Genomic DNA, 25,747 nt, shown 5'->3' with positions numbered 1-25,747 from the left:
CGGCGAACCGTCCGTCAGGGGACCAGATGGCTATTGCCGCGGACCTGAGGATCGTAGAGAGGCAAGGTGTGCATGCGAATGCGTACGACTTTCTTGTTATCGTCTTTGAAATTCAGGCCGCGATCGGTTTGATCCCCATTCAGGTTGCGAGCCGACTGCCAACGTCCATCCACAAATTCGCCCTCCTCGGCCGACAGGATCTCAAGCTGCAGATTAGACGCATTCAACTCGGGGGGATCAGACATGACGAAACTGACGCTGGCGTCGAAGCCTGTGACGAGGAATTCATAGGGACCCAGCTGGGCGATTAAGACTCTTCCACTCGCGTCGCTGGTGCCTGGGGGTGTTTCGCCATCCTTTTGAGGGAAGCCGTACGACACGATTGCGTCGAGATTGCCGAAGTGCAATTGCTGGCGCGCGGTGCCCTTGGCTTCGACTGCCGTTTGGAGTTTCCCCTCAAAGTTAAGCCGCGCGATCTCCGGGGCAAGCGGCTTCAGCAGCGTGAAGCTTTCGGAGAGGTAGGTCGGAAGCTTTCGATCACTAAAGGTGCCTTCAACGTTGTCAATACCGAACGGTGAAAACCCGATGGCGCCATGGCCCAGCGCGTAAAAGAGATTGTGTCCGAAATCACGGCTGAGCAAAGCCTCCGGAATGAAAAGAGGGTTGTCGTCGCGACGATAGGTAGAGACTACTCTGTGGAAGAGGTCGCTGTCGTCTGAGTAGAAGTCAGGACCGAGCACATCGATGGCGGGCGCCGCTGCCTTCCAGATCTCAATATTCTGTTGCTGCGGACCGCCGCTGGGAAGCTCCTGCCCGGGACTTGGCTGGTTGCGATTTTCAAGAGCATGGACCGGATACGTGACCCAAACATTGCAATACATGGGTAGGGGATACTCTGCTTTTCCGGCGAGAGCTACTGCGTTGATATAGCGTGCGGTTGAATACGCTGCGAAGCGCTCGTCCGCATCGGCGCCGTAGACGTCGGCCCAGGATCCACCGTCCGCTTTGAGGGTCTTTGGAACGCCAAGAGCAAACTGTCTGTTGGCTTCGGGCGAGTAGTCGCGCACAGTACCAATAGAGCCCGATTCATTTTCAACCTGGATCATGATGACGGTGTGTTCGTTGCTGTCGGTCTCGCGCAGATGTCGCATCAGTGCCGCAAATGCATGCTTGTCTGCATCAAGATTGGCCTGAGAGTGGGGCGAGAGAACATCGAGTATCTTGCCACGCGAACTGATCTGTCTGGGATACTTCTGAGGGTCAGTTTTGATCCATTCCGGAACGTAGTGCGCCTGGCCGTTCTTCCATGTGCCAAACCACAACAATACGAGATGTAGATGATGTTCGCGTGCACCGGCCACGAGAGCGTCGACGTTTGTAAAGTCGAAGCGTCCCGGCTCGGGCTCCATCTGCTCCCAATAGACCGGGGCCTCTACCGTATTGACATTCATTTCTGCCAGCGCAGGCCAGACCTGCGGGAGCGTGCTTGGCCACGCGCTTGAATTATTTATCTGCGCCCCAAGGATCAGATAGGGTTTGCCTTCTACAAACATGGCAAAGCGGCCGTTCTGATGCTCGATGTGCGGCATCGTGCGGCTGTCGTTCGGCTGCTGGCCGGGCAGAGGAGAGTTGGATGCGCCGACCACGACGGTCAATGCGGCGATGTTCAGAAGAGCCTTCGTTGCTCGACTCACGGAGCGTCGAATTTCAGTACGCATATGGTTCGCGGTTGCGACAGTGGAAAGACTTAGCATATGCCCGAGCTCGCTATCGTGCGACGCGCACTCGCAAGATGGTTGACTTATCAGACAGAGACACGTGACGCTCGTCGCCATTCAATCTGCGCGCTGGAATCCACTGTTCCTTGTCGAAGGTACCCTCTTCGATGGAGATCAGTTGCGCGTCACGCAGCGGACCTTCCGTCTCGCGGAAGGTTACGTCGAATCCAGTACCCATGACGACGAAATCGTCGGGTGCCAACTCGATGATCATGCCACAGGCTCTGCCCTTAACTGGATCGAAGGTGGCGGTGAAGTCTATATTTGCTGCCAGGTTTTTCCCGACGCGGATCGATTGCTTCCAGTCTTCGCCGTTTGCCAGGCCTTGCAGAATCGGATGAAGCTTTCCTGTGTTCTGGTAATGCGCGATGAGCGGGAGCGTTGGCCTCAGTACGCGGTACGTGTCTTCAAAGACGCTTCCGATAAATGCTGATGCGCCGCCCTTCTCGATATCGTCGAAACCGAACGGGCTGAAACCTATTCCGTTGAAGGAACCGAAGGTCGTGTAAGCAAAGCCGACGAAGTATGGATTGAAGTTCACCTCGGGTACGAGGAGCGGATTGTTCGGTTTGCTATATTGCGCGGCAACATCATAAAACTTCGGGTAATAGATATCGGGTGCCAGAATGTCGATGGCGGGCGCTGCTGCTTTCCATACGTCGAATACGTTAACCGTGGCGCCGCCGCTCGGCCATCTCCCAGCGCGCTCCACACCTTCAATGAGCCAGACGTTGACGTACATCGGCAAAGGGTACTCTTGCTTACCGGCAGTCGCAACGCTATTTACATAGTTGGAAATGAGCCACGCGCTGAAGGACTCTGGCGCCAGCTCACCGAAAACCTGTTTCCAACTGCCTGATTTCGGCGAGTTCTGCCACGCCTTGGCCATTGGTGACGACAACTGTTGACTGTGCGCCTCCAGATAACTGAGCAGCTCTTTCGGCACAGGCTGGTCGAACGCGCGATTGGCGGCTGCTGAATAATCCCGGTCCGTTCCCATTAATCCCGGTTCGTTTTCCACTTGAACCATGAGGACGGTGCGATCCGCTTCGTCGATGCTCTTCACATGTTTCATCAGCGAAGAAAAAGCATGGGAGTCAGCTTCCACGGCCGCCTTGCAGAGGGGAGAGACAATCTCTGTCTCTTCGCCCCGCGGCCCCAGGACGCGGGAATACTTCTGCTTGTCCTGTTTGACCCACTCAGGAACGTAGTGGCTCTCTCCGTTTTTCCAGGTGCCAAACCACAGGAACACGAGACGCAAATCGCGCTTCCTGGCCGCTTGAATCGCGGCATCGACCGAGTGAAAATCAAACTGACCCGGGGTCGGCTCAATGGCCTCCCAATAGATGGGAACCTCTGCCGTGTTGCCATGCAACCCGACGAGCACGTCCAAGGCTTTATTGAGGTCTTCCATATTCGCCGTATCCGAGTTGTGGACCTGCCCGCCAAGGATCAGATAGGGGCTGCCATCGACCACGAGCCGGGTAGCGCCGGCCGTTTTTTCAAGAGCGGGTATCGGTTTTGATTGGGCCGCTGCAGCGATCGCCATCGGCATTGCGACGAAAGACAGGACGCCGCAGATAACGCGCGACGCTTTCCAAAAGAGCGGTGATGCATGGTTCGTGAGTTGGGATTTCTGCATAGAGTTTCCTGTGAAGGTTCTTATGGATGGTGCGGACGGAAAGCGCCTACATTACGATGTCTCATCACCCCCCGTTGCCTTATGAGAGCGAATTATTTGATGTCAATCGCTCAGCCGCGTTCGTGCTACGGCTGAGCGCCCAACGCCACCTCAAAATTCGAGGCGCATTGAAACTTGGCCGGTGCGGCTACCCCCAAAGTCTGAACCACGTGCTGAGGTAATCTTCCCGAAGTTTGGATTGGTGATATCCAATGCTGGGTCGTTCAGGTTCGTGTGATTCAGCACGTTGGTGAAGGAACACTCCGCACGCAGATGGACACTCTGTGTAATCGCAATCTGTTTGCTTACACCAGCGGACCAGTTTACCGTTCCCGGTCCTTCGATATCGCCAACGGTTTCGTTGCCGAAGCGGCCGATAGGGTTGGAAGTAACACCTACACCGCAATAGTTGCCGGCATACGAGGAGGAAGTGTAGCCAGTATTACTTGGACACGCGAAAGCGTTCGGATTGACCCACTGATTCCTGCTGCGATGGGCTGGAACGATGTTGCCTACGATATCGGGATGCTGAGCGCGGCCCGCCAGAACACCTGATCCAGTGCCGGAAGGGTCGGCATCGGTGCCGGGGATGTACGCCGTGAGATAAGGACCAGTCTGCCAGAGGAAGATGCTACTCAGTTGCCATCCGCCTATAAATGCATCCTCAAGGTGGCCGATATTTGTACCGTATTTAGCGCCGCGACCAAAGGGAAGTTTGTAGACACCGGTATTGACCCAGCGTTGGCGACGGGTTCCGTATACATTTCCGAAGTCAAGGCTGCGGTCATTCAGGTACGTAGAGTTCTGACCATTGTTGCCGCCGTTTTCTGCCGCGAAGCTTGTCGACTGAGGTCCCTGGTTATCAGCGAGATTCTTTGCCCACGTGTACGAGGATTCGAAACTGAACCCGTATTCGAAGTGATGGTTCGCCTCCATCTGAAGCGATTCGTAGGTCGCCTGCGCGCCTGGAGTGTGCGTGTTGACGACCCCCCAATTCGGAAATGGGCGATCCGTGAGAGGACGCTGCTGAGCCGGTGTCGTAGTCGAGTACGACATGTCATTGAGGTTCGGACCCCAGACGAGCTGATCGGTCTTCATCGCAATGTAAGAGATACGCGTGCCAATATCTCCGGGAAACTGGTGATCAACCGACAGGTTCCATTGCATAGAGTATGGATCCTTCCAATCGATCTTGTTGGCTGTGTTAAAGCTGGCGGTGCCGTAGTTCGCTGACGTCGATCCCGGGCTTGTCTGCGGCCAGGCATAGGCAAGGCCATTCTCGGTGAAGGAGTTTTGATAGACGAGACTAGCGGCCTGCAGGGTATCGGTCAGAGAGAAGAAGATGCTGCCAAGCAGTGTGGTGTTGTAGACGCCGAAACCTGCACGGACAGCTGTCTTGTCATCGTTGAACGGGCGCCATGCGAGGCCGAAGCGCGGCAAGAAGCGATCGAGTTGCGACTTACGCAGGCTGCTCGGGAGATGCGCCTGGCTGCTGGAAAGTACGGGGGTGCAATTTGCATAGCCAGAACTTGGGGGACCATATCCGCAAGCGTCGAAGTTCGCGAGAAATGACGAGTCGAGCAAGTTCTGGTGGCCTGCCGGATAAATTACGCTGCCTGTGTTTGGAGTGCTTGGATCGAAGTTCCCGATTGCACCATTCACATCGTGATATGCGGGATGGTATTCGTAACGCAGACCGTAGGAAATTGTTAGATTGGAGAGCGCCTGCCATTCGTCCTGGGCATAGAGGCCGTAGTAGATGGACTTGCCGTCGTTCTTAGGAATAAGGGTGAAGTACTGCGTCTCTACCGGAGTTCCGGCTAGAACGTCGGCATACTGCGCGGGAGAGGGATCGGGCAAGAGCGCCCCCGTAACGTTTCCAGTGAAGACAAACGCTGTCACATTATTAATTCCATAGTCGCCCAGGGTCGTGATGGACTGGAGTGTCCGGATGTCACCGCCATACTTCATGGTGTGCTTTCCCTTGCTCCAGGTCAGGTTGTCCGTGTATTGGAAGAGATGGCTCTGCGATGTCTGATTGATGTTGCCGGCCTCAAGCGTTGTAAGGCCGCCCGGGAAATAGATAACAGTAATGCCGCTCACGGGATAGGTTGGGCCTACCGGCTGAAATCCTGCGGCCGCCGTGTATGGGGCTCCATTCAGCTCATTGCGGATGCCGTTCGTCTCGTTGGTAAAGCCAAAGCGGAACTCGTTGAGCAGGTTTGGCGTGAACGTGTAGATCAGGGAGCTAGCCAGAATCCTGTAATTATCGAAGTCCATCAGTGACGGCACATTTAGATCCTGGGGATCGAGGAGTGTCAGATCTTTGAAAGTGAATCTCGCGAAACCCTGCAGCTTTTGGTTGAACCGCTCGTCAACGCGTGCATCAAACTGATTTGAGTTATAGGTGCTATCCCGGTTGGCAGCATAGTTATAACCGGCACCAGCCTCTGCCTCTGCTACCGTTTGATAGATACCAACGTTCGGCAGAGGGAAGAATTGCTGAAACGGTATGATCTGAGCGCTGATGGGACTCACTACATTGCCGTTATAAAGGCCGCCCGTGAACGGGTCGAAAAGTGCGCCACTATCTACAGGTATTTCCTGGCTGAAATCTCCTTGCTGCATCAACTGCGTGGGCACGAGGTCTCTGATCGTGGTCTGCTTGGGGAAACGGAAGCCTTCATAGGTGCCGAAGAAGAAGGTCTTGTCGCGTCCGTTGTAGAGATGAGGAATCACTACCGGGCCGCCTACGCTCGCGCCAAAGTCATTGCCGATCTTTTCGGGCTTTTCGGCCTGCCCTGTTACCGGATCGATTGGTGTTCCAAAGGCAACCGCGTCGAAAGCGCGATTCTGGGCGTACCAGAAAAGCGACCCGTGGAGCTGGTTTGCTCCGCTCTTGGTCACCGTGGTGATCTCGCCAGCTTGTCCGAATTCGGCGTTATTGTTCACACCCTCAACACGAATCTCTGCGATGGATTCAGCCGAAGGGAACGCGTCAGACAAAGGCGTATTATTCGACACGTTTTGCGTGGAAATACCGTCGACAGAGGTTTCGGTCTGGAACGGCTGGCCTCCCTGCACGGAGAAATTAACCGAGGGCGTGCCATTTGCGGTGGGGCTGTTGGTGCCTGCAGCCGTGTCGGGCTGCACGCCCGGAAGTGCCTGAACCAAATTCAGCGGACTGGTACTGCCGCTTGCGCGGAAGTTCGCTGGCAGATTCATTACGCTTTGTGAGTCCAGCGTAGAAGCAATGGATGCGGTCTCCGTCTCGATCGCTCCCTCATTGCCGGCAGCTACTGTGATTTCCTGTTTGGCTGTGCCAACAACGAGATCGATGTCGATACGCAAATGTTGACGGGCGCCGAGTCCCACATCCGAGACCAACTTACTCTGGAAGCCAGCCTTCGTAACCTGGACTTCGTATCGACCGGGGGGTAGGTCTTGCGCCTGGAAGTCGCCGCTCTTATCGGTGAGGAAAGTTGACGAGCTTCCTTTGTCGATATCGGTGATAACGACTCGCGCGGACGGAATGACCGCACCTGCTGGATCCTTGACCGTACCAAGGATTGTCGACTGCGTGGATTGCGCATGTAGAGGCATAGTGCTCAAAGACACCATTAACGAGAATAGGAAAGAAAACCGAACTAGGTACCGAATGGCTCACCTCAAACTGACAACGATATGCGTTTCTGGGCGTATGCCCTGACCCCAAACCACAATATCTGAGCAATGCTCGTCTTGCAATGTTAAATTCCAAAGAACTTCAACTATTTTTGGATCGCCAGGCGAGCCATCGGCTCGCCCGCCCTGCTCCCCGAACGCTCTGACTTCAGCTGCTGGATTGAGCCAGAACGTTGCCGGGGCACACTACGCACCAGTCCTTGGAGGACCGAAGGCGGCCCGCTCCCGACAGATTCCGGGACGCCAACCCCGTTCGTATACGAATATCGCTTACCTTTTCTCTGAACTGTCCAATCACGCGTTCGTCCGTCTTTCTGCGCCGTATGGGGGTGACATTCAATAGGCCTGGATGGCTTCCGGAATCCGGCCTTCGCGATAGCTGGTGCAGGCGACAGCTTCGTCCTTCAACAAACGGCGATACGCAATCATTCGAACCCAAAACGGAATGTGATTGATCCGTTTGTCACACGCCTTCGCAAGCACATAAGCCCTCGCGCATTTCTCGTAGAGTTCAGTGTTGAAGAGGGCCCGCTCGCGGGTCATGCCGAGGCATACGAGCTGCTCGCCGAGCAGCGCAGCGTTCGCCCCCTTCTCGAACGCTTTCCAGAGGTTGCCACAACGTACGGCTTCCGCGTTCGCGAGCGATCCCTCGGATGTGCCAATATGCCGTACCTGTTCGTCGAAAATCGGCGGCAGCGGGACGCCCAGGCTGGCAAGCAACTCAACTCCTCGCGGACTCGAAATGGCGACGCAACCGACGTCGCCCCGCTGCTCATAGATAAATGCGTGGAGGCCGCTTGAATCATCCTTCACCGAAAACGGAACCACACGAACATCGACGACGCTAAGATTGCGCCAGTCTTTCTGCCCCGACACCAGGACCATCGCCGTTTTGCCGGGGACTCTCAAGGAGAAACTGTCGTACGAGGTGTGCAGAAAACCCTTGCTCGCAAGACGGTCGCAGCCTTCCACTAAGTCATTTTTCATCTGCGTCAGCTGCACTAAAACCTCTCCTCAAACAAGTTTCAAGACATCTTCAAAGCGATTCAGTGCGTCATCGATCACCTCATCCGTATCGGCGAGTCCCGTGTAGATGCGGCTGCCCGCCAGCGTCACCAGCCCATGCGCGCTGAACGCAGCTCCCATCTCTTCCATCATGTGTTTGCGGGGTCCAGCTTCTTTCATCACTTTGAGCGGATTGCGCATGCTCATGAGCATGACACCGGAAGTCTGAAGATGGACGATAGAGCCCATATTGTAAGCGACAAACGGCAAGCCAAGTCGCTCGATAATTCCGTCCAGCCCCTTCCGCAAACGATCGCCCGCGCGCCCCGCCTTCACAGCAGCCCCCGTGCGCCTCATCTCCTGAATGCCGAAGTAACCAGCAGCACAGGACAGAGGATTGGCCGACAGGGTTCCACCGACAAAGGCACGTTTCGAGGTCGTCCCGATACCGCCTGCCAACAACATCATCACATCGCTGCGTCCGCCGATGCCGCCAGCCATCGGGTAGCCCCCTGTGAGGCATTTTCCCAGCACCGTGATGTCTGGCTTTACTCCGAAATATCCTTGCGCACCGCCCATCCCAACGCGGAATCCGGTGACTACCTCGTCGAAGATGAGGAGCGCTCCAAACTCCTTGCAGAGAATCTGGAGCTGCCGATTGAAATCCCGCTCCACAGGTCGGGTTCCACTCTCGGGGCCCAACGGCTCCACGATGATCGCTGCAGTCCCCCCGCGCAGCCTGTTCAACATCAAGGTCCGTCGCAGAGCGCCCAGATCATTGGGGTAGCGCTCCTGGATGTACGCTGTAGAAGACCGCGGAATGCCGATCGCCTCTCTGCGTCCCGTCCCCGGCAGCCGCATCCCGTACACCATCTGGTCGCTCCAGCCGTGATATCCCGCGCCGATCTTGATGATCCACTTTCGACCCGTGTATGCGCGTGCGAGCCGAAGCGCCGCCATCACCGCCTCTGTTCCTGACCCCAGCATGCGGAACATCTCGATCGACGGCATAGCCTCGCACACCACCTCGGCCAGTTTCACCTCGTATTCATGCAGGAGACCAGTAACCGGGCCGCAGGAATCAAGCAACTCGACAACATGCTTTCGCACCGTCGGATCATTGGAGCCAAGCAGTATCGGGCCACCGGCCTTGAGGAAGTCAATATACCGGTTGCCGTCGATGTCCGTGAGATAGGCACCCTTGGCTTCTGTAAACGCCAACGGAAATGGGTAATTGAATGCAAGATTGTGTTGAACGCCGCCGGGGATCACTCGTGAGGCTTCTTCAGAGACGCGCAAAGAAGCGACGCACTTTTCCTGAAAGTATTCCAGGACCGTCGTCATGTTTTCACGCCGGATCGGACGGATCGGCTGACGAACCAAGGCCGCTAAGCGCTCGTACAGAGATACCGTATCGGGCCATTCCGAGATACCGTACTCCGGAGCCAGATCGATGTCATTGGTTGGCAAACTGACGGCAGTGCTATTCATTGAGCAAACTCCATCTCCTCAAAGTCGTGCAGCAGTGTGAGAGCCTCTCCCGAGGAGGGTCGGAGAAAATTGAACTCTAGACATTTGATTTCCGTGCGGAAGAAAGCGGTGCAGGCTGCCTCCAGCGCTTCGAGTCGGGCCACCGTCTTCCCCAGCGTCGGACCACAACACACCACACCGTGATTGCGCATCAGGTACGCATGGATATCCGGCTTTACTGCCTTGCCCAGCTTCGCGGCGAGCCAGCTCGTGCCCGAGGGGGCGTAGCTTACGATCTCAGCCCTTGGCCCAAGAATCGCCCGAAGGGCCGGATCACGCACCTCGAGCGCACGCCCGAGTAAGGTGTAAGAACTCGCAATGGGCTGGTGCGTGTGAATGCTGGCGTTGCAGTCTCGCCGCGTCTTAAATACGTTGGCGTGTAGTCGAAGCTCAACGGAAGGTTTACGGTCCCCTGCTACGGAAACAAGATCGCCCATGCGAAGAACACAAATGTCCTCAGGATGCATCGCGTAATAATCTGTTGCCGAAGGTGTGATCGCGAAGTGATCGTCGTCGATGCGGAATGCAACATTTCCCCCGGTTCCAGCCAGGTATCCCTTGTCGGCTAGTTCCAGGCATGTAGAAATGACCGCACGGCGCGCCTGATCGAAGCTCATAGACTTGTCCTCTTGCCCGGATTGAAGCGGCGATACAGAGGACGGAGCCGTTTGTATGCAAATTTGTAATTCTCAAAGGCCACGTTGTACATCGCCTTTCTCTCCATGTCCGGCTCGTATGCCTGACGAATGCGCGTCAGGCTCGGAACGTCGTCGTAAGAGATCGCGCCGATCCCCACGCCGGCGATGAACGCTGCGCCGATCGCATTGGCCTGGATCGGAGCCTCGGGCTGAAGGATTCGAACGCCCAGAACATCGGCAAAGATCTGGCACCAGACATCGGAGCTGGCTCCTCCGCCAACCATCGTGATTTGTTCCATTGGCTTTCCAAGAAAATGGTTGACTGGCGTCGTCATCCAGCGCGTATTGAAGGCAACGCCTTCCATGATGGCGCGAACAATATCTCTTCGGGAATGCTGTAACGATAGATTCAGAAGACCTGCGCGCAAGCTAGGGTTGTCGACCGGACTACGCTCTCCGCAAAGCCACGGAGCGTATAGCAGGCCTCGAGCGCCCGGCGGCACAGACGCTGCCATGCGGTCCAGTTTGGCGTAGACGTCGGTTGGGCGCTCGGTGCCGAGTTCGTCCTCATCGAAGAGAATCTTGTCACACAGAAACGAGAGATTCGAGCCCGCCGCGGACTGCAGAGCGATTGCCAGGTAGCGCCCGCGTATCGCGCAAGGTATGGAGGCGATTCGTGAGGACAAGTCTGACTTCTTGAAAGGGACGTGCGCTCCAATCCACGAAGAGGTGCCTATATAAAGGTGCGCCTCTCCGTCCCGAACTGCCCCCGATCCGATCGCTGCGGCGGAGTTGTCCACCGCTCCAGCAACGACGCGCGTCTCCTGAGGCAGCCCTAACGCTTCCGCAGCGGAGACGCAAAGTGGGCCGAGTATATCGGTACACAGCACAATTTCGGGCAACTTGTCCATCGCGATGCCGGATTGCCCGACCAGCTTCGCGTCGTAACGAATGTTACTGGCGTCACGATTATCCGTTACCCATGAGGTCAGGATCGAATCCACTGTCGCTGCGAAACGACCCGTGAGCCGCAGGTTCATATAGTCGAGCGCGTTGAGGAACTTATAGGTCTGGTCGTAAATCGCGGGCCACGCCTCCTGGATATACGCCATGTGGCCCGCAGTATCTTTTCCTGAAAGGCTTGGGGCTCCGCCAGTGCGCCCGATCCAACGCATCAATTTAATGGGATCGTAGCCGGCCACGGAGAACCTGCCGGCCCCGGCCCGCCGACGAATCGCTTCGCCTCCCCGCATGTCCACCCACGACATCGCACGCTGCAGCGGCTGGCCTTCCTTGTTCACTGCGACCGTACATTCGCCCTGGCTGGAACAGCAGATCGCAACGATCTCACCCTGGCTCTCGGGGAGTGTCGCAATCAGTTCGCGCGCTGCCCCAATAAAAGCGCTCCACCAATCTTCAGGGTCCTGCTCCGCGCCAATCTCGTCGACTATGTGCAGAGGGAATGAGCGAAACGCCCACTGATCTACGGTACCGTCCAGCCGCGCCAGCGCGCATTTACAGCCGGAAGTTCCTAGGTCGACTGCAAGCACGAATTGGTTGTGAGATTTTGCGACCACAGCCCCTCCAGTACTTGCGGCTATCTCCGTCCAGTTGCACTTCACCAATCATCCCAAGCGAACGCAGACAACCATTACACGGCATTGCTCAGTTGTCTCATAATATGAGCAACAGTCATGTTATGTCAAATAGAGATATTCAACGTCAGGCGGATCGCGAAGAATAGCTCCATCGTGGTGGCTCAAATGCACTAAATGATGCAGAGAATCCCTGTTCGACTATTGGCCACGACTGCCTGCTTGAGAACCCAAATAGTGTATGGTCTAAACGGAGCAATAGACGGGTTCGACCCATCGTGGAGGGAAGATGTTTGAGGTGGAGGACAGGACACTCATAAAACGAATCCCCCGACAGGAGCGTAGTCAGGCCCGTTTTGAAGCAGTGTTGGAAGCAGCTTTGCACCTGTTCGCTGCACGTGGATACGAAAGTACGTCGATGCGCGAAATTGCTCGCGAAGCGAAGATGCCCATCGCAACGGTGTATCAGTACTTCCCGATGAAACTTGCCATCGTGCGCGAGATGTGGACTCGCTACACCTCTGCTATCTCTGAAACCCTTGCAAATGGAATTCGCAATTGGGTTGAGGAAGGGAAAATTGAACCCCGACATCTGAACGAGATCATCATCAATAAGATGGCTGAACTTCAGGCCTCCAATCCGGCTTTCATCGAGATATGGAGTTGCGTCACGGCGTCTATGGAATTGCGTGCACTCAACGTCGACGACACGCTTGCCAATGCCAGGCTCATTGCCGACGCTCTCCAGCAGAAATATCCCCATGGCGATCCGGCTGCCGTCTTTGATCGCGCTTTGATCGCGATCGAGGCGGCCAGTGCGACCACGCGTCTCGCCCTCGCGCTGCCCGAGCCTCACCGTTCCCGCATCCTGTCTTCTCTCAAGACGGCGCTGTCCTTGCTGATTGATCCGGCAACCCTGGAAAGACCCGAGCACTCCTTCCCCCAGGGGAAAAAGCATCGCAAAACTGCGATGCCCACGGCTCAAGCTAAACGGAAATCAGCCACTGCAAAATCCGATCCTTCCAGTCGCTAAAGGGTGGATAGCGCACATCGAGATCGGCCCATAGGGCCCTTTTCACGACGGCCTTCGAGTGGGAAAAGGCCTCGAAGGTAAATCGTCCATGGAAAGAACCCATGCCGCTGTTGCCCACGCCGCCAAACGGCAGGCCAGGCACAATCTGATTGACGACCACGTCGTTCACCACCACACTTCCGCAACCGATATCGCGGATGACACGCTCCTGCAAAGAGCGATCCTCGGTGAAAAGGTAAAGGGCTAATGGCTTGGGTCGTGTCCTGATAATCGCCAGGCCCTCATCGAGCGTCCGATAGCCGACAACGGGCAGTATCGGGCCGAAGATTTCCTCTTCCAGAGCAGCGGCACCGTCGGGTACATCAGTAAGTACGGTAGGCGCGATGTAGCGTTCCGCGGCCTCCGTTTCTCCTCCAATTGCAATGCGGCCATTCTGCATCAAACCCAATAACCTCTCAAAATGGTGCTGGTCAACGATCCGACCGTAGGATTCGCTGTTCTTGGGATCAAGTCCATAAAAACGTGCAATCGCATCTCGCAATGCCTCGATGAAAGGGAGTCGCCTGGATTCGTCTATGAGTACATAGTCTGGCGCGACGCAGATCTGTCCTGCGTTCATAAACCGCCCCCACGCGACCCGTCTGGCTGCCACCGCTAGCGGTGCATCCGCAGCCACGATAACGGGATTCTTCCCCCCGAGTTCGAGCGTAACGGGTGTCAGATAGGCAGCCGCGGCCTTCATCACGATCCGTCCCACATGACTCGAGCCGGTATAAAAAATCTTGTCGAACCGGTTTTCGAGAAGCCGTGTTGCGGCTTCCGGCCCACCGGTCACCACGACAAGCGCCGTCCGATCGATGTATTTCTCCAGCTGTTCGGCCATCAGCGCAGCAGAGTGCGGCGCGACTTCCGAGAGTTTCACGACTGCCGAATTTCCAGCCGCCAACGCTCCTGCGAGCGGGATCAGAACCTGCTGAAACGGATAGTTCCAGGTCCCGAGAATCAGCGCCAACCCAAAAGGTTCCTGCTGTATCCAGCTTCGCCCTGGTTGGGCGGCAATGGGCGTCGATACGCGGTGAGGCCGTAGCCACTTCTTTAGATTTCGCCGGATAAGCCGCACCTCTGACCGAACCATGGAAATATCCGCCATCCGTGCTTCGGTCGTACAGCGCCCTAGATCCGCTTTCAACGCTGCCAGGATTGCGTCCTCGTTGTCCGCGAGAAAGCGCAGTAGTCCTTCGAGTTGGTCTAGACGCCAAGAGAGCGAGCGCGAGATTCCCTCGTCAACACGCTGCCGCAGCAGTTCGATACGCTCAGCTGGAAAGACCGCGCCTGCCGTTTCAATCGCACAAGTGTTCACAGGCTGCACCTCTTCATCCTTTGCTGTTTCATCTGGGGACGACGCTGACACCAGCAACTCAAGCTAGCTCTAAACGCGAAGAACCGGTCACGTTACAGATGCAGACAAGGGCTGTCGCTCTGTATCACGCAATTTGACCGCACAATACAACATCAGCGCGATCACGTTGAATGCGAGGACGACGACGCCCACGCTTGACGGACCGAAAGCTCCACTCACGCTGGCAGACAGGCTGGGGCCAAGCCCATTGCCAAGCGTCACCAAACCAGTGCTCGCTGCAATCACTCGCCCTGTCCGGTCGATAGACGCGGAGAGACCGAGTTGGTAAATCACGGAAGAGAGATTCGTGATCGACTGCAAAATGTTTGCGGCGACAAAGACCCAGTGAACTGTAATCGTGCTGATGAACAAAATAGACAGCGCATTCACGACGATGAGAATCAACATCCCCGAAAAGCGTCCGAATCGCTCGCTGGCCCACGCGGATCCTACCGCGCCGAGCAGCAAGAGAAGCGTAGCGGCGCCAAGCAAAATTCCGATTGTGTAGCTACTGAATCCCGCTCGCCGGCCAAACGTCTCCTCCAAACTCCAAAATGCGCCTTGGCCAAGCTGCGTCAGAAAAATCGCTGCGACGACGAGCATGGCGGCCAGGTTGAATGGCGATCGCGCTGGATTCTCGCTGATTCCCTTCTGTTTGGATAGCGAGGGCAGGCGCCTCAACAGAACCGTGCCGATGAGGTTGATCAGCAATAGGCACGCGTACGGCCCCCGGTATCCAAGCCTGTCAACGAGGTAAGGCAAGATCGCCAGCCAGATGGCAGCGTTGGCGATCGACGAAATAGTCACAGCAGCAATCAGCTTCTCACGCTCGATTCCGCGGGACAGAACGCTCGTCGCCTCCGCGCCTACGATCCCCGCGCCGATTCCCGCGGTCAAGCGGGCACCAATCAGCGCTGGAAGAAGAGGAGATACAAATGTGAGGACAGTACCCAAGATGGCCAGCAGCCCACCAAACAATGCCCATCGTCGTGTTGAATGGACGTGCAGCTTAGCCGAAAGAAACAGGGTCGTACATGCCGATACAACCAGTTCCATGCTGAGCAGGAATCCAGCGGCCCTCCCCGAAAGTCCCGCTTTCACCTGCAGGCTATCGATCAAGACGGGCATCAGAAACAGGCTGGTCGACACAATGAACTGCGAACCGATCGCGGGCAGGAGAATGAGCCTGTCCCTCTTGTTCGGCACTAGCTTTCTTAGCATGGTGCCATCCGTCCAGCAAGTCGAAAACAGAAACCACTAATTACCGTCACATTAGTTTTCATGGTGCGCTCCGGGCAGAAAGGCCATACATGACTATTGCTCACGTAATTAGAGATTTCTTTCAAGAAGCTGTCAACCGAAACTTGCCGCCAAGACCTTTTAACTCACGTCGAAGTCGGCGGCTGCCCTGTGGACCGCTTAGCTTCGTAGGGAAATGTGAATCAATTCCAGAAAAGGTATTCGGAGAACAAGTAAAAAAGTATTGAGCCTGTTCAACCCACATTTGACCAAACTACGCGGGTCTTCACTGTGGCTACTAAACCTTTCAAGGCAAACCGGCCTTCTAGCCGGCAACGCTGAACCTCCCGTCCAGGTTGAAGTTGCCGATAAGTCGACTTATCGGGAAGTGCCTGAATTGTTTCAGAATCCCATGCGCAACCTTAGGAAAACAACCTATTTCGGCCAATGCTTCTCTAAACATGGTGCGGGGGGGGTCCATAAGGATTCCAACGTACATCGCTCAATTGGAATACGTAAACCAATCTCGAACTCTGCGATCGAAGGGGCATGTTCCTCTGTACGGTGGTTTTTGCGTTGTCCTCGCCTTCATGATTTTTGCCTGGGGCACGGGATATAAGCTGTCACTTTACAGGTCAGAAGGTTTGGCTTGTTCGTCCCCAGCTAAAGTGTGTACTCGTGGCAGCGATGCCGCAAAGAGCGCAATAGCCCACGCCGCAGATGGCTACAACGTGGTTCAGATTCCCGTCATAGTGAGAGCGCTCTTCTCTCTTGACGAGGCGGCTGGGACGTACCGGACGAGGCCTCATCGCCGCGAAACGGCCATCAACCTGTCGCCGCTTCGTCGAGCCCCGATTCTCTATCTTCGACCACCCCCGCACGAAGGACGTTTTCTCGACTAGTCGCTGGAGATAAGACCCTCCCGCGGATCATTTGGGAATCCCTTTGAAGGAAGGTCTGCGATGCGAATCAAGCGTCCTCTTGTGACTGTTACTTGTTCTTTGGCTGCAGCGCTGTTGCTTATCTATTTTTGGCATGCTCATCACTATGAGCAAGGGGCTCCCGTCGATCCTGTGGCGGCTTTACCCTCTGTATCCGTTGCAACAGCCCACGCCGGCTTCATCGCTAATCAGCTAACCGTCGCCGGAGTATTTCAGGCGTATCAGGAGATCGACGTTCACGGTAAGGTTTCCGGCTACATCCGCCACATCTACGTGGACATTGGTGACCGCGTGCGCAAGGGACAGACGCTCGCCGTGTTGGAAGTTCCTGAGCTGCAAGCTGAGGTTGCTGGAGCTGAGGCTGGTATAACCCAGACGCAGCAAAACATCGGGCGACTCCAGAATGAAGTGTCGATGGGGCAGGCCAATTATGCTGCCGTCCATGCCAACTACGGCCGCCTGAAGCAGGCGTCGGACCAACAGCCTGGATTGGTTGCGGCACAGGAGCTTGACGACGCTCTGGCGAAAGATAGATCAGCCGCCGCACAAGTCGAAGCTGCCAAATCGGCCGTTGCCGCCGCGCAAGGACAGCTGGGTGTCTCGCGAGCCGAGAATCTGAGAGTCAGCAGCATGGAGCAATACGCTACCATCACTGCTCCTTACAACGGCGTGGTCACCATGCGCTATGCGGACACCGGTGCGCTCATCCCGGCAGGAACCACTGAGGGGTTGAACCAGGGTGTGGTCCGGCTCGCCCAGAGCGATGTATTGCGTCTCCGTATGCCGGTTCCTGAGCGGGATGTGCCACTCGTGCACATCGGCTCCCAAGTCACCGTCCACGTGCAGGCGACCGGTCAGCAGTTTCCCGGTACAGTCGTGCGTTATACGCGGGATGTATCGAGCGCGACCAGGACAATGTTGACCGAAGTTGACGTGAACAACCCAGATCTGACGCTCACACCCGGGATGTACGCGGATGTGACCTTCAATCTGGAGCAGAAAAATGACGCACTCATCATTCCTGCGAGCGCCATCATCCAAGGCGATCAACCTTCCGTAATGCTGGTCGACAGCAACAATCGAGCGCGGAAGCAGCCTATTGTGCTGGGTATAAGCGGTTCGAACTCGCAGGAGATTACCTCAGGTCTCAAAGCCGGCGACGAGGTCATCATTGGTGGCCAGTCAGAACTGCAACCCGGCCAGCAGGTCACTCCACAGCCTGCCAGGAACGACCTCGCGAACTATCAAGCGAATCCGAAGGGCGGCCGGTAACCATGTCCTTCTTTGCGATTCGTTATCCCTTCTTCATTCTGATGGCGTGCATGATCGTCGTCGTCGTTGGCGTCGCAGCAATCACTTCCATGCCCGTCGACCTCTTCCCACCTATCAATATCCCGATCGTCGTCGTCGCGACGTTCTATGCGGGGATGCCGCCCCAACAAATCGAATCCAACATCACCGACAGCGATGAGCGCTTCTTTACCCTCGGAAGCAACATCGACCATATTGAATCGCGCTCGATGTCTGGCGTCAGCCTGATCAAGATTTACTTCCAGCCTGGCACTGACCCGACAGCAGCGGTGAGCAGCATCTCGAACCTCGCGATGGCGAACCTGCGCCGTCTGCCGCCGGGAACCCTCCCACCCGTCGTGCTCAGTTTCGACGCAGCAAATCTTCCAGTCTGTCTCATCACCCTCAAGGGCGCCGGCATGAATCAGACCGAGCTCAAGGACGTCGCACAGTTCAGCGTCCGAAATCAGGTGGCCAACGTCCCCGGCGCCTCTGTTCCCCAGCCCTATGGCGGAACTTACCGGCAGATCATGGTTTATGTCGATCCGCTTAAGCTACAGGCATCGCAGCTCGGCATCATGGACGTTGTCCACGCAGTCAACGACTCGAACCTGATCCTTCCCGCCGGCGACGTCCGCATCGGCCCCAAGGACTACAACATCTACGCCAACAGCCAGGTGCCCACGCCCGACGACGTCAACAGCATCCCGCTCAAAACAGTCGGCAACGCCTCCATCCTCGTAGGCGACGTAGGTCATGCAGTCGACGGCGGCCAGCTCCAGACCAACATCGTCCGCGTCGATGGACAGCACTCCGTCTACATTCCCGTCCTCAAGCAGGGCGGCGATTCCAACACCATCACCATCGTCAACGGTGTCCGTAAAGCCACTGCCCATCTCCTGGATATTCCCCAACAGCTTGAGACCAGGGTTGTTTTTGATCAATCCGTCTTCGTAAAAACTGCCATCAAGAATGTCATCAGTGAGGGCGCGATTGGCCTCTGCCTCACCGGCATCATGATCCTGCTCTTCCTCGGCAACATACGTGCCACAGTCGCCGTTCTGCTCTCCATCCCAATCTCCTGCATAGCTACTTTCCTCGTCCTGAAGGCGTTCGGCGACTCCATCAACACTATGGTTCTCGGCGGCATGGCCCTCGTTCTCTCCCGCCTCATCGACAACTCCGTCGTAGTGCTCGAAAACATCTTTCGCCACTTCGAGATGGGCGAAGACCCGGTTAAGGCTTCGCAGGAAGGCGGCAAAGAAGTTCAACTCGCTGTGTTGGCAGCGACCTTCAGCACCGCCATCGTTTTCTTCCCCGTCGTCCTGCTCACTGGCGTAAGCAAGTATCTCTTTACGGCGCTGGCGCTCGCCGTTGTCATCGCACTCTTCTGTTCATACGTCGTCGCGATGACCGTCGTTCCACTCTTCTGCTCCCGCTTCATTAAACGCACCGGCCATAGTGAGGAGCACGAGTCCGCGCAAAGTAACGATCCCGTACCCGAGAGGATGCGTGGTGGTCACGCCCAAACCAGTCTATTTGCCCGCACCGTCTCCCGTTTCAATCAGGGCTTCGGTTGGCTGCAGGAACACTACGACAAAGCCATTCACTACTGCCTCGCCAGACCCGCGCTGGTGATCGTTGTGTTCTCCATCTTCGTCGCACTCAGTTTTGCGCTCGCTCCATTTCTTGGCCGAGCCTATTTCCCCCGCACAGATCCCGGTCAATTCGTGATCAGCGTCAAGACTCCTACCGGAACACGTATTGAACTCACCGATCAGTACATCGCTCATGTCGAGCAGGATGTACGCGACGTCATCGAGCCCAAAGATCTCAACATGATCGTCTCCAACATCGGAGTCACGCCCGACCTCTCAGCGATCTACACCCCAAACTCCGGAATGCATACCGCCTTCGTCCAAGTAAGCCTGAAGGAAGACCACAGCCTCAGCAGCTTTGTCTGCATGCAGCGCGTACGAGCGAAACTAGCAGCGGACCTTCCCGCCGTCCAGACCTACTTCCAGTCCGGAGGTCTCGTAGATTCCATCGTCAACCAGGGCCTTCCCGCCCCCTTTGATATCCAGGTCAGCACCAACGATATGGACGGTGGCTATGCCGTTGCACAACAGCTTGCGAGAAAGATGCGTGCAGTCGCCGGTGTGAGCGACGTTCTCATCCCTCAGGACATCGACTACCCGGGCCTCGCGCTCAACATCGACCGTCAGCAGGCAAGCCTCGAAGGTCTAACCCCAAAAACCATTGTCGACAGTGTCATCACGGCGATGACCTCCAACGGAATGGTGGCTCCCAGCTACTGGATTGACCAGAAGACCGGCAACAACTACATGCTCACGGTCCAGTATCCAGAGACACAGGTTCAAACCCTCAACGACTTCAAGCAAATCCCCCTGCGCTCTGCCGACGGCAAGACCACCACTCCCCTCGAAACCGTCGCATCCATTCAATCCATCAACACGCCGACCGAAGTCGATCATTACCAGCTCCGCCGCGTTTTCGACGTCTACGTGATGCCCAAAGCGGAGAACCTTGCCCCTGTCAGCAAAGACGTTAACAAGATCGTCACGGAGATGCACCCGCCGCATGGAACGATCCTCGCCGCGCGCGGTACCGTCAACAATATGAACCGGTCCTTCCGCTCCTTTGCGATCGGCCTCATCATGTCGATCGTGCTCGTCTTCCTGATCCTGATGGCGCAGTTCGCTTCGTTTGTTGATCCCTTCATCATTCTGCTCGCCATCCCTCCCGGTATCTCGGGCGTCATCCTATTCCTTCTCCTCACCGGCACCACCATCAACATCATGAGCCTCATGGGAGTTCTCATGATGACCGGCATCGTCGTCTCAGATAGCATTCTGATCGTCGAGTTCACCGGCCAACTCCGCGGGCAGGGATACAAACTCGAAGACGCCATCATCACTGCCTGTAAGGTCCGTCTGCGCCCGATCCTTATGACGACCCTCGCTACCGTCCTCGGCCTCATCCCCATGGCGCTCGCTATCGAGGCAGGCAGCGAACAATACGCCCCGCTTGCCCGCGCCATCCTCGGCGGCCTCACCGTCTCCGGCGTCGTTACGGTCTTCCTCGTGCCGAGCGCCTACCTAATCATTCATCGCCACATAGAAGCTCGCAGATCAAACACCGGCATAGCTCCCTCAGGAGATTCATCGCAGACGCTCGGGGCGACCGCATGAAAATTTGCCTCCTCTTTCTCATCTTCGCAGCACCGCTTCCCATGCTCGCGCAGGCCAGCACGAACGATCTCCCCGCCGCCCCGCTGCCTCCGTCAACTTCCTTGAGGCACGCAACTACTGATCCGCTGGCTGTCCAAGCTCAATCTCAAGCCGAGCCTCCAAGCCGACAGCTACCCCTCATTAATCCCGCAACGGCCGCCACTGCCATCACACGCACTGAGGCGGAGCGCCTGGCCCTCAGGAATAATCCACGCATCACCGCCAATCGTCTCCTTGCCCTCGCAGCCGGACAAGTCACGCGCGAAACCCGATCGGCCGAGCTCCCTCAGATCTCCGGCGCCATCACCGCGGAAAAAGCCGAGGATGCGACCCGCATCGGCGCCGGTGCTCTTACAGACTCGCGTCTTTACACTCACGCCGGCACCGGTGGTTCGCTGTCGCAGCTCATTACAGACTTTGGGCACACTCGTGACCTGGTTGCCTCCAATAAACTCCAACAGAAAGCCCAGGACCAGACCGCACTCGCCACCGAACAGGATGTCCTGCTCGCGACCGATGAGGCCTTCTATCGTTTGCTCAACGCTCAGGCTCTGCTCGATGTAGCCAAGGCGACCGTCGCCGCCCGAGGCGATGTCCAAAACCTAACCTCAGCCCTCACCAAGAGCGCTCTCAAAAGCGATCTCGACCTCAACATCGCCTCAGCCGATCTCTCACAGGCGCAACTCCTCCAACTCGACACCGAGGACGCAGTCGCCTCCGCCAGTGCTACCCTTGCCGCCGTGCTTGCTATGCCCGCTGACACGCTCTATCGCGCTGTCGAAGACCCTGAGGCCGCGCCACCAACACCGCCAGCGCCCGATAGCTCTGCGGCTATCAATTCCACCGCACAGGCCCAGCGCCCTGATCTCCAAGCCCTCCGCTTCGATGCCGCGGCCGACCAGAAGTTAGCTACGGCGCAGCACCTGCAGCATCTGCCGACCATCTCCGCCTTGGCGCTGGGAGGCTACACGCCCGTCGCTCCAGATGGAGTCTTCGTCCCCAACTGGTATGCCGCAGGAGGAGTGAACCTTACTCTCCCGCTCTTCACCGGTTTCCGCATCGATGCCCAAACGCAGGAGGCCCGCCTTCGGCAAAAAGCCGCCGAAAAGCAGGCACAAGACTTATCTAATTCCATCGCCCGGGATGTCCGCATCGCCCTACTCAACGCGCAGACAGCCTTTCGCCGCATCGCTGTTGCTGATCAGTTTCGGGAACAAACCGCCCAGGCGCTCGCTCTGGCACAGACCAGGTACAAACTAGGCCTGAGCTCCATCGTCGAACTCAGCCAGGCGCAACTGCAAGGGACCCAGGCCAGCGTCGCGGCAGTCAACGCGCGCTACGATTACCTTCTGTCTCTCCGCTCCCTCGACTTCGCGCGCGGCAACCTGGCACCCTGAAAGATCACGAGAGCCTCATCCTCTTCGCGAGCTTGCTCTTCGCCACCTCGGTCGTTGCCGGCCTCCTCGGGTCTCTCACTGGTCTCGGCGGTGGTGTCGCCATCGTTCCCGTGCTCGCGCTCCTATTCGAAGTGGACATCCGATACGCCATCGGTGCCTCGCTGCTCTCCGTCATTGCGACATCCTCAGGCGCGGCCGTTGCCTATGTTCCCGAAGGCCTATCCAACATTAGAGTCGGCATGTTCCTCGAAACAGCCACGACTCTCGGAGCTCTTCTCAGCGCGTATCTCACAGCTAAAGTCTCAACCCACTAGATCGCCATCGTATCCGGCATCGTATTGCTCTACTCCGCGGCAGCTTCCTTCGGTCAAAGATCCGAGAACGTATCGGACGCCGCCAAGCAAACCAATACCCTAGCCGACAGCTCGCGAAAAACCGCGCTTTCGGAACGTCGAGGCATAGTTGCCAAAAACGCGACTTTCGGGGAACGGCACGGACGACAGGGCAGACGATGTCCGCTTCTCAGTACCACTGTCAGTTTTAGAAAAGTAGAGCAGGCCGATTCGTTTTCGATAGTAACTTCGTTCCTGAAGTAAGCCGTTTCCAAGAAGGAAAACGGCGAATTCACGGAAGTGGAGAACTGAGATGAAAAACGAATTTGTGGTTTTGGTAAATCTGCTGAAGATGGAGCCGTCGAAACAGGCCACGGTGATCGAAATGCTCGAGGCGAGTACCCGGGATGTGATCAGCCGGTTGCAAGGCTGGGTGTCTACTCGGCTGATTGCTGCAAGTGACGGTGCCAGTGTTGTCATCTATTCGGAATGGAGATCACAGGAAGATATTGCGATGATGCGTTCCGATGCGCGATTGGTAGCGTATTTCCCGAAAATTCGGGAGCTTGCCACGCTCGAGTCGATGCAGGGGCACGTTGTACTGAGTGAAGCCAGCTAGGTAAGGTGGAACCATGGATAACGCAGGATTTCATCAACGCTTGGAGGAACTCCGTCCACGTCTGCATCGCTACTGCGCTCGCATGGTTGGCTCAACGGTGGATGGCGAAGATGTGTTACAGGAGACGCTGCTCAAAGCAATTCGGGCATGGTCACCTGACATGCCTCAGGACAATGTGGAAGGCTGGTTGTTCCGCATCGCGCACAACGCCAGCCTCGACGTTCTGCGCTCCCGGGCGCGCCAAGACATCCTCCCGTTGCCCGACGATCTCGCGTCCCCCCCTTTGCAGGAGACGCAGGTGGTTTCGATCAGCTTTCGGACCTTCCTGCGGCTCCCGGAACTGCAGCGCTGTGCGGTCGTCATGAAAGACGTCCTTGGGTATTCCGCAGAAGAGATCGCGTCGGTCGCGGGATGCACGACGGCAGCAGCCAAGTCCGCCCTGCAGCGAGGCCGCGCGAACCTACGCCGGCTAGCCGCCGAGCCAGAAGACATTCGTTTGCCGGTCATGACAGATCTGGAACGCAATCTGCTTTCTCGATATGTGGCTCTGTTTCAAGGAGGCGACTTCGATGCGATTCGAGAAATGCTGGCCGAAGGGGTCAAGCTCGATCTCGTAAACCGAGTCCAAATGGAGGGCCGCGAAAAAGTCGGCGCCTATTTCACGCGTTACGCAGAGGAGGCGCGGTGGCAATTCGTACTGGGCGCAGTCGAAGGCCGGCCGGCCCTGCTTGGTTTCGATTGCAACGAAGAGATGGAAAGGCCAACGCACTTCGTGCTGATCGGCTGGCAAGGCGAGAAAATCGCCGTCATACGGGACTTCTTGTTCGCTTCTTATGTGACAGAAGGCTTGGATTGGTTTCGTCTACCGTAAAATCAGATCCTTGCGCGCGACGGTACGTCGGCTTACCGTCAGCAGCCGCTCATTCCCGCAAAACGGTGTTTCGGCAACTTCGCCCTGGAATCCGAACCTGCCGATAACCAGACTTTGCCGAACATCGACTCTGGCGAATCAAACCTGTCCGCACCCACTTCGTGTTATATGTGGTTGGTGTTCATGAGGGACCGGCTTATGGCGCGGGCTTTACTATATTGCTTCCTCACCCTCCCTGCATTTACTTCGATTGTCGCGATCGAACAATCCCCTCAAGCGGTCCCCAACACAACTTTTCAGCTCAACACCGACCTCGTCGTCGTCGACATAGTCGTTACAGACGCCCATCAAAATCCCGCCCATAACCTTACAGCTGCCGACTTCACCCTCCGCGAAGATGGTCACGTGCAGACCATCAAGACGTTCACGGAACACACGGCGAATGAAGTTGCCAAGTTCAGACCGGCTTTGGGTGGTAAGCCAGCGTGCGCTTCGGGGAATCGTAAACAGCAGGCAGAAAAAGATAAAAGCCGGCACACTGGCCACGCCGAACTCCCAACGCCACTCGTGCGCCCCAAGCCTGAGCAAGCTGATAAGGTAATTCGAAAGGTATGCCAGCAAAATACCGATCACAATGTTGACCTGAAACGTACCGACGAGGCGCCCTCGCAGGTGTGCCGGAGCCAGTTCGGCGATGTACACAGGTCCGAGCACGGAGGAACCGCCAATACCCAAGCCACCCAGGAACCGCGCAACGAGCAGCAGTGGGAGGATTGGCGCAATTGCGCACCCGATCGAAGAAATCAGATAGAGAACTGCCGTAAGACGAAGCATCTCCCGAGAGCCATACCTTTGGCCGAGAACACCGGCTGCGAGCGCACCAACGACTGTTCCCCATAAGGCAATGGAGACGGTAATTCCAAGCTGCCGCACTGACAACCCGAAGGCATGTGTTAACCCTGCTGTGGTCCCGGAGATCACCGCTGTATTGAAGCCAAAGAGCAAACCGCCCAGAGCACCGACTAGAGTGCTGCGGACCACATATTTATTTATGGACAAGCAGGTTCTCCTGACTGGTGGAGGTCGAAGCTTGACGCTCGTACGGCAGGAGACAAGCGCCCAACAAACCCGCTCCAGAGCCAAGCTGTGCGCGCAAGATATAAGTCTTATGCCGTTCCAGACCTGCAGGGTCTCTCTCGCCCGGTTCGGTCAGCCGGTACACGTAGCTACGTACACGCAGCTCGCGAAACATGCGCGGAGCAAACATCTCCCATGCCTCGCAAACGCCGCCACCCAGAAGATAAAGAGGCAGATTCAGCGTGTTCACAAGCCCGGTAAGGGCGATTGCCAGCGAGTGACCGACTGTCTCGAAGATCGAGAGAGCTCGCGGTTCTCCTTCGCTCGCCATGAGGAAGATCGCATGCGAGCTGGATGGCGCCTCCGAACCCATGCGCTCTCTAGCCA

General features: G+C 56.7%; 18 protein-coding genes. 7 read left to right on the top strand and 11 right to left on the bottom strand.

All coding sequences use genetic code 11. The annotated features are described in order from the left end of the window. Nucleotides 1-14: 14 nt before the first annotated feature. The 7 genes from GSQ80_RS17540 to GSQ80_RS17510 all read right to left on the bottom strand — a co-directional run bounded on the left by GSQ80_RS17540 (nucleotide 15) and on the right by GSQ80_RS17510 (nucleotide 11,893). A complete protein-coding gene (locus tag GSQ80_RS17540; protein ID WP_254059740.1) occupies nucleotides 15-1,718 on the bottom strand; it encodes a DUF5597 domain-containing protein in 1,704 nt (567 codons plus the stop codon). 49 nt (nucleotides 1,719-1,767) lie between these two features. Continuing rightward, complete coding sequence (locus tag GSQ80_RS17535; RefSeq protein ID WP_158788962.1) at nucleotides 1,768-3,420, bottom strand: DUF5597 domain-containing protein; 1,653 nt, start codon at nucleotides 3,418-3,420, stop codon at nucleotides 1,768-1,770. Between the two features lie 150 nt (nucleotides 3,421-3,570). Continuing rightward, nucleotides 3,571-7,062 carry a TonB-dependent receptor gene (locus tag GSQ80_RS17530; RefSeq protein ID WP_254059739.1) on the bottom strand — a complete coding sequence of 1,164 codons (3,492 nt, stop codon included), beginning with the start codon at nucleotides 7,060-7,062 and terminating at the stop codon, nucleotides 3,571-3,573. A gap of 417 nt (nucleotides 7,063-7,479) precedes the next feature. Then, nucleotides 7,480-8,145, bottom strand: coding sequence for a class II aldolase/adducin family protein (locus tag GSQ80_RS17525; protein WP_158788960.1), 666 nt, complete (start codon nucleotides 8,143-8,145; stop codon nucleotides 7,480-7,482). 12 nt (nucleotides 8,146-8,157) lie between these two features. Then, on the bottom strand, nucleotides 8,158-9,639 hold the full coding sequence (locus GSQ80_RS17520) for an aspartate aminotransferase family protein (protein WP_158788959.1): 1,482 nt from the start codon (nucleotides 9,637-9,639) through the stop codon (nucleotides 8,158-8,160). Continuing rightward, the gene (locus GSQ80_RS17515; RefSeq protein WP_216850418.1) at nucleotides 9,636-10,295 is read right to left on the bottom strand and encodes a class II aldolase/adducin family protein; all 660 of its coding nucleotides are present in this window, start codon (nucleotides 10,293-10,295) and stop codon (nucleotides 9,636-9,638) included. Before GSQ80_RS17515 ends, GSQ80_RS17520 begins: the two co-directional genes overlap by 4 nt. After that, entirely contained in the window at nucleotides 10,292-11,893 is a 1,602-nt protein-coding gene (locus GSQ80_RS17510; protein ID WP_216850416.1) for an FGGY-family carbohydrate kinase, read from the bottom strand. The genes GSQ80_RS17515 and GSQ80_RS17510 overlap by 4 nt, the downstream gene beginning before the upstream one ends. Before the next feature lie 307 nt (nucleotides 11,894-12,200). On the opposite strand from GSQ80_RS17510, the gene GSQ80_RS17505 reads away from it, so the two are divergent. Further along, nucleotides 12,201-12,944, top strand: a complete 744-nt coding sequence (locus GSQ80_RS17505) for a TetR/AcrR family transcriptional regulator (RefSeq protein ID WP_158788958.1) — start codon at nucleotides 12,201-12,203, stop codon at nucleotides 12,942-12,944. Here the strand turns inward: GSQ80_RS17505 and GSQ80_RS17500 are convergent. After that, nucleotides 12,898-14,313 (bottom strand): aldehyde dehydrogenase family protein, encoded by a 1,416-nt coding sequence (locus tag GSQ80_RS17500; RefSeq protein ID WP_158788957.1) that lies wholly within the window; start codon nucleotides 14,311-14,313, stop codon nucleotides 12,898-12,900. The genes GSQ80_RS17505 and GSQ80_RS17500 overlap by 47 nt on opposite strands. A gap of 78 nt (nucleotides 14,314-14,391) precedes the next feature. Beyond that, a complete protein-coding gene (locus tag GSQ80_RS17495; protein ID WP_158788956.1) occupies nucleotides 14,392-15,564 on the bottom strand; it encodes an MFS transporter in 1,173 nt (390 codons plus the stop codon). A 980-nt stretch (nucleotides 15,565-16,544) separates the two neighbouring features. On the opposite strand from GSQ80_RS17495, the gene GSQ80_RS17490 reads away from it, so the two are divergent. The 6 genes from GSQ80_RS17490 to GSQ80_RS17465 all read left to right on the top strand — a co-directional run bounded on the left by GSQ80_RS17490 (nucleotide 16,545) and on the right by GSQ80_RS17465 (nucleotide 24,283). Beyond that, complete coding sequence (locus tag GSQ80_RS17490) at nucleotides 16,545-17,795, top strand: efflux RND transporter periplasmic adaptor subunit (RefSeq protein WP_158788955.1); 1,251 nt, start codon at nucleotides 16,545-16,547, stop codon at nucleotides 17,793-17,795. A gap of 2 nt (nucleotides 17,796-17,797) precedes the next feature. Further along, entirely contained in the window at nucleotides 17,798-21,025 is a 3,228-nt protein-coding gene (locus GSQ80_RS17485) for an efflux RND transporter permease subunit (RefSeq protein WP_158788954.1), read from the top strand. Continuing rightward, nucleotides 21,022-22,461, top strand: coding sequence for a TolC family protein (locus GSQ80_RS17480; RefSeq protein WP_158788953.1), 1,440 nt, complete (start codon nucleotides 21,022-21,024; stop codon nucleotides 22,459-22,461). Before GSQ80_RS17485 ends, GSQ80_RS17480 begins: the two co-directional genes overlap by 4 nt. A gap of 32 nt (nucleotides 22,462-22,493) precedes the next feature. Further along, a complete protein-coding gene (locus GSQ80_RS17475) occupies nucleotides 22,494-22,775 on the top strand; it encodes a TSUP family transporter (RefSeq protein WP_254059738.1) in 282 nt (93 codons plus the stop codon). Nucleotides 22,776-23,106: 331 nt separating this feature from the next. Then, nucleotides 23,107-23,412: an antibiotic biosynthesis monooxygenase gene (locus tag GSQ80_RS17470; protein WP_158788952.1), complete on the top strand. Its 306-nt coding sequence runs from the start codon at nucleotides 23,107-23,109 to the stop codon at nucleotides 23,410-23,412. Nucleotides 23,413-23,425: 13 nt separating this feature from the next. After that, nucleotides 23,426-24,283: a sigma-70 family RNA polymerase sigma factor gene (locus GSQ80_RS17465; RefSeq protein ID WP_158788951.1), complete on the top strand. Its 858-nt coding sequence runs from the start codon at nucleotides 23,426-23,428 to the stop codon at nucleotides 24,281-24,283. A gap of 213 nt (nucleotides 24,284-24,496) precedes the next feature. Here the strand turns inward: GSQ80_RS17465 and GSQ80_RS17460 are convergent, their stop codons facing one another. Continuing rightward, nucleotides 24,497-25,342: an MFS transporter gene (locus GSQ80_RS17460; RefSeq protein WP_371315734.1), complete on the bottom strand. Its 846-nt coding sequence runs from the start codon at nucleotides 25,340-25,342 to the stop codon at nucleotides 24,497-24,499. After that, nucleotides 25,329-25,747: ROK family protein (locus GSQ80_RS17455; protein WP_158788950.1), on the bottom strand; the 419-nt coding region annotated here is incomplete at its 5' end. The genes GSQ80_RS17455 and GSQ80_RS17460, both read right to left, overlap by 14 nt.

It is taken from the genome of Granulicella sp. L46, assembly GCF_009765785.1.
Classification (GTDB): Bacteria; Acidobacteriota; Terriglobia; order Terriglobales; family Acidobacteriaceae; genus Granulicella.
This window is presented reverse-complemented; position numbering and strand designations above follow the sequence as displayed.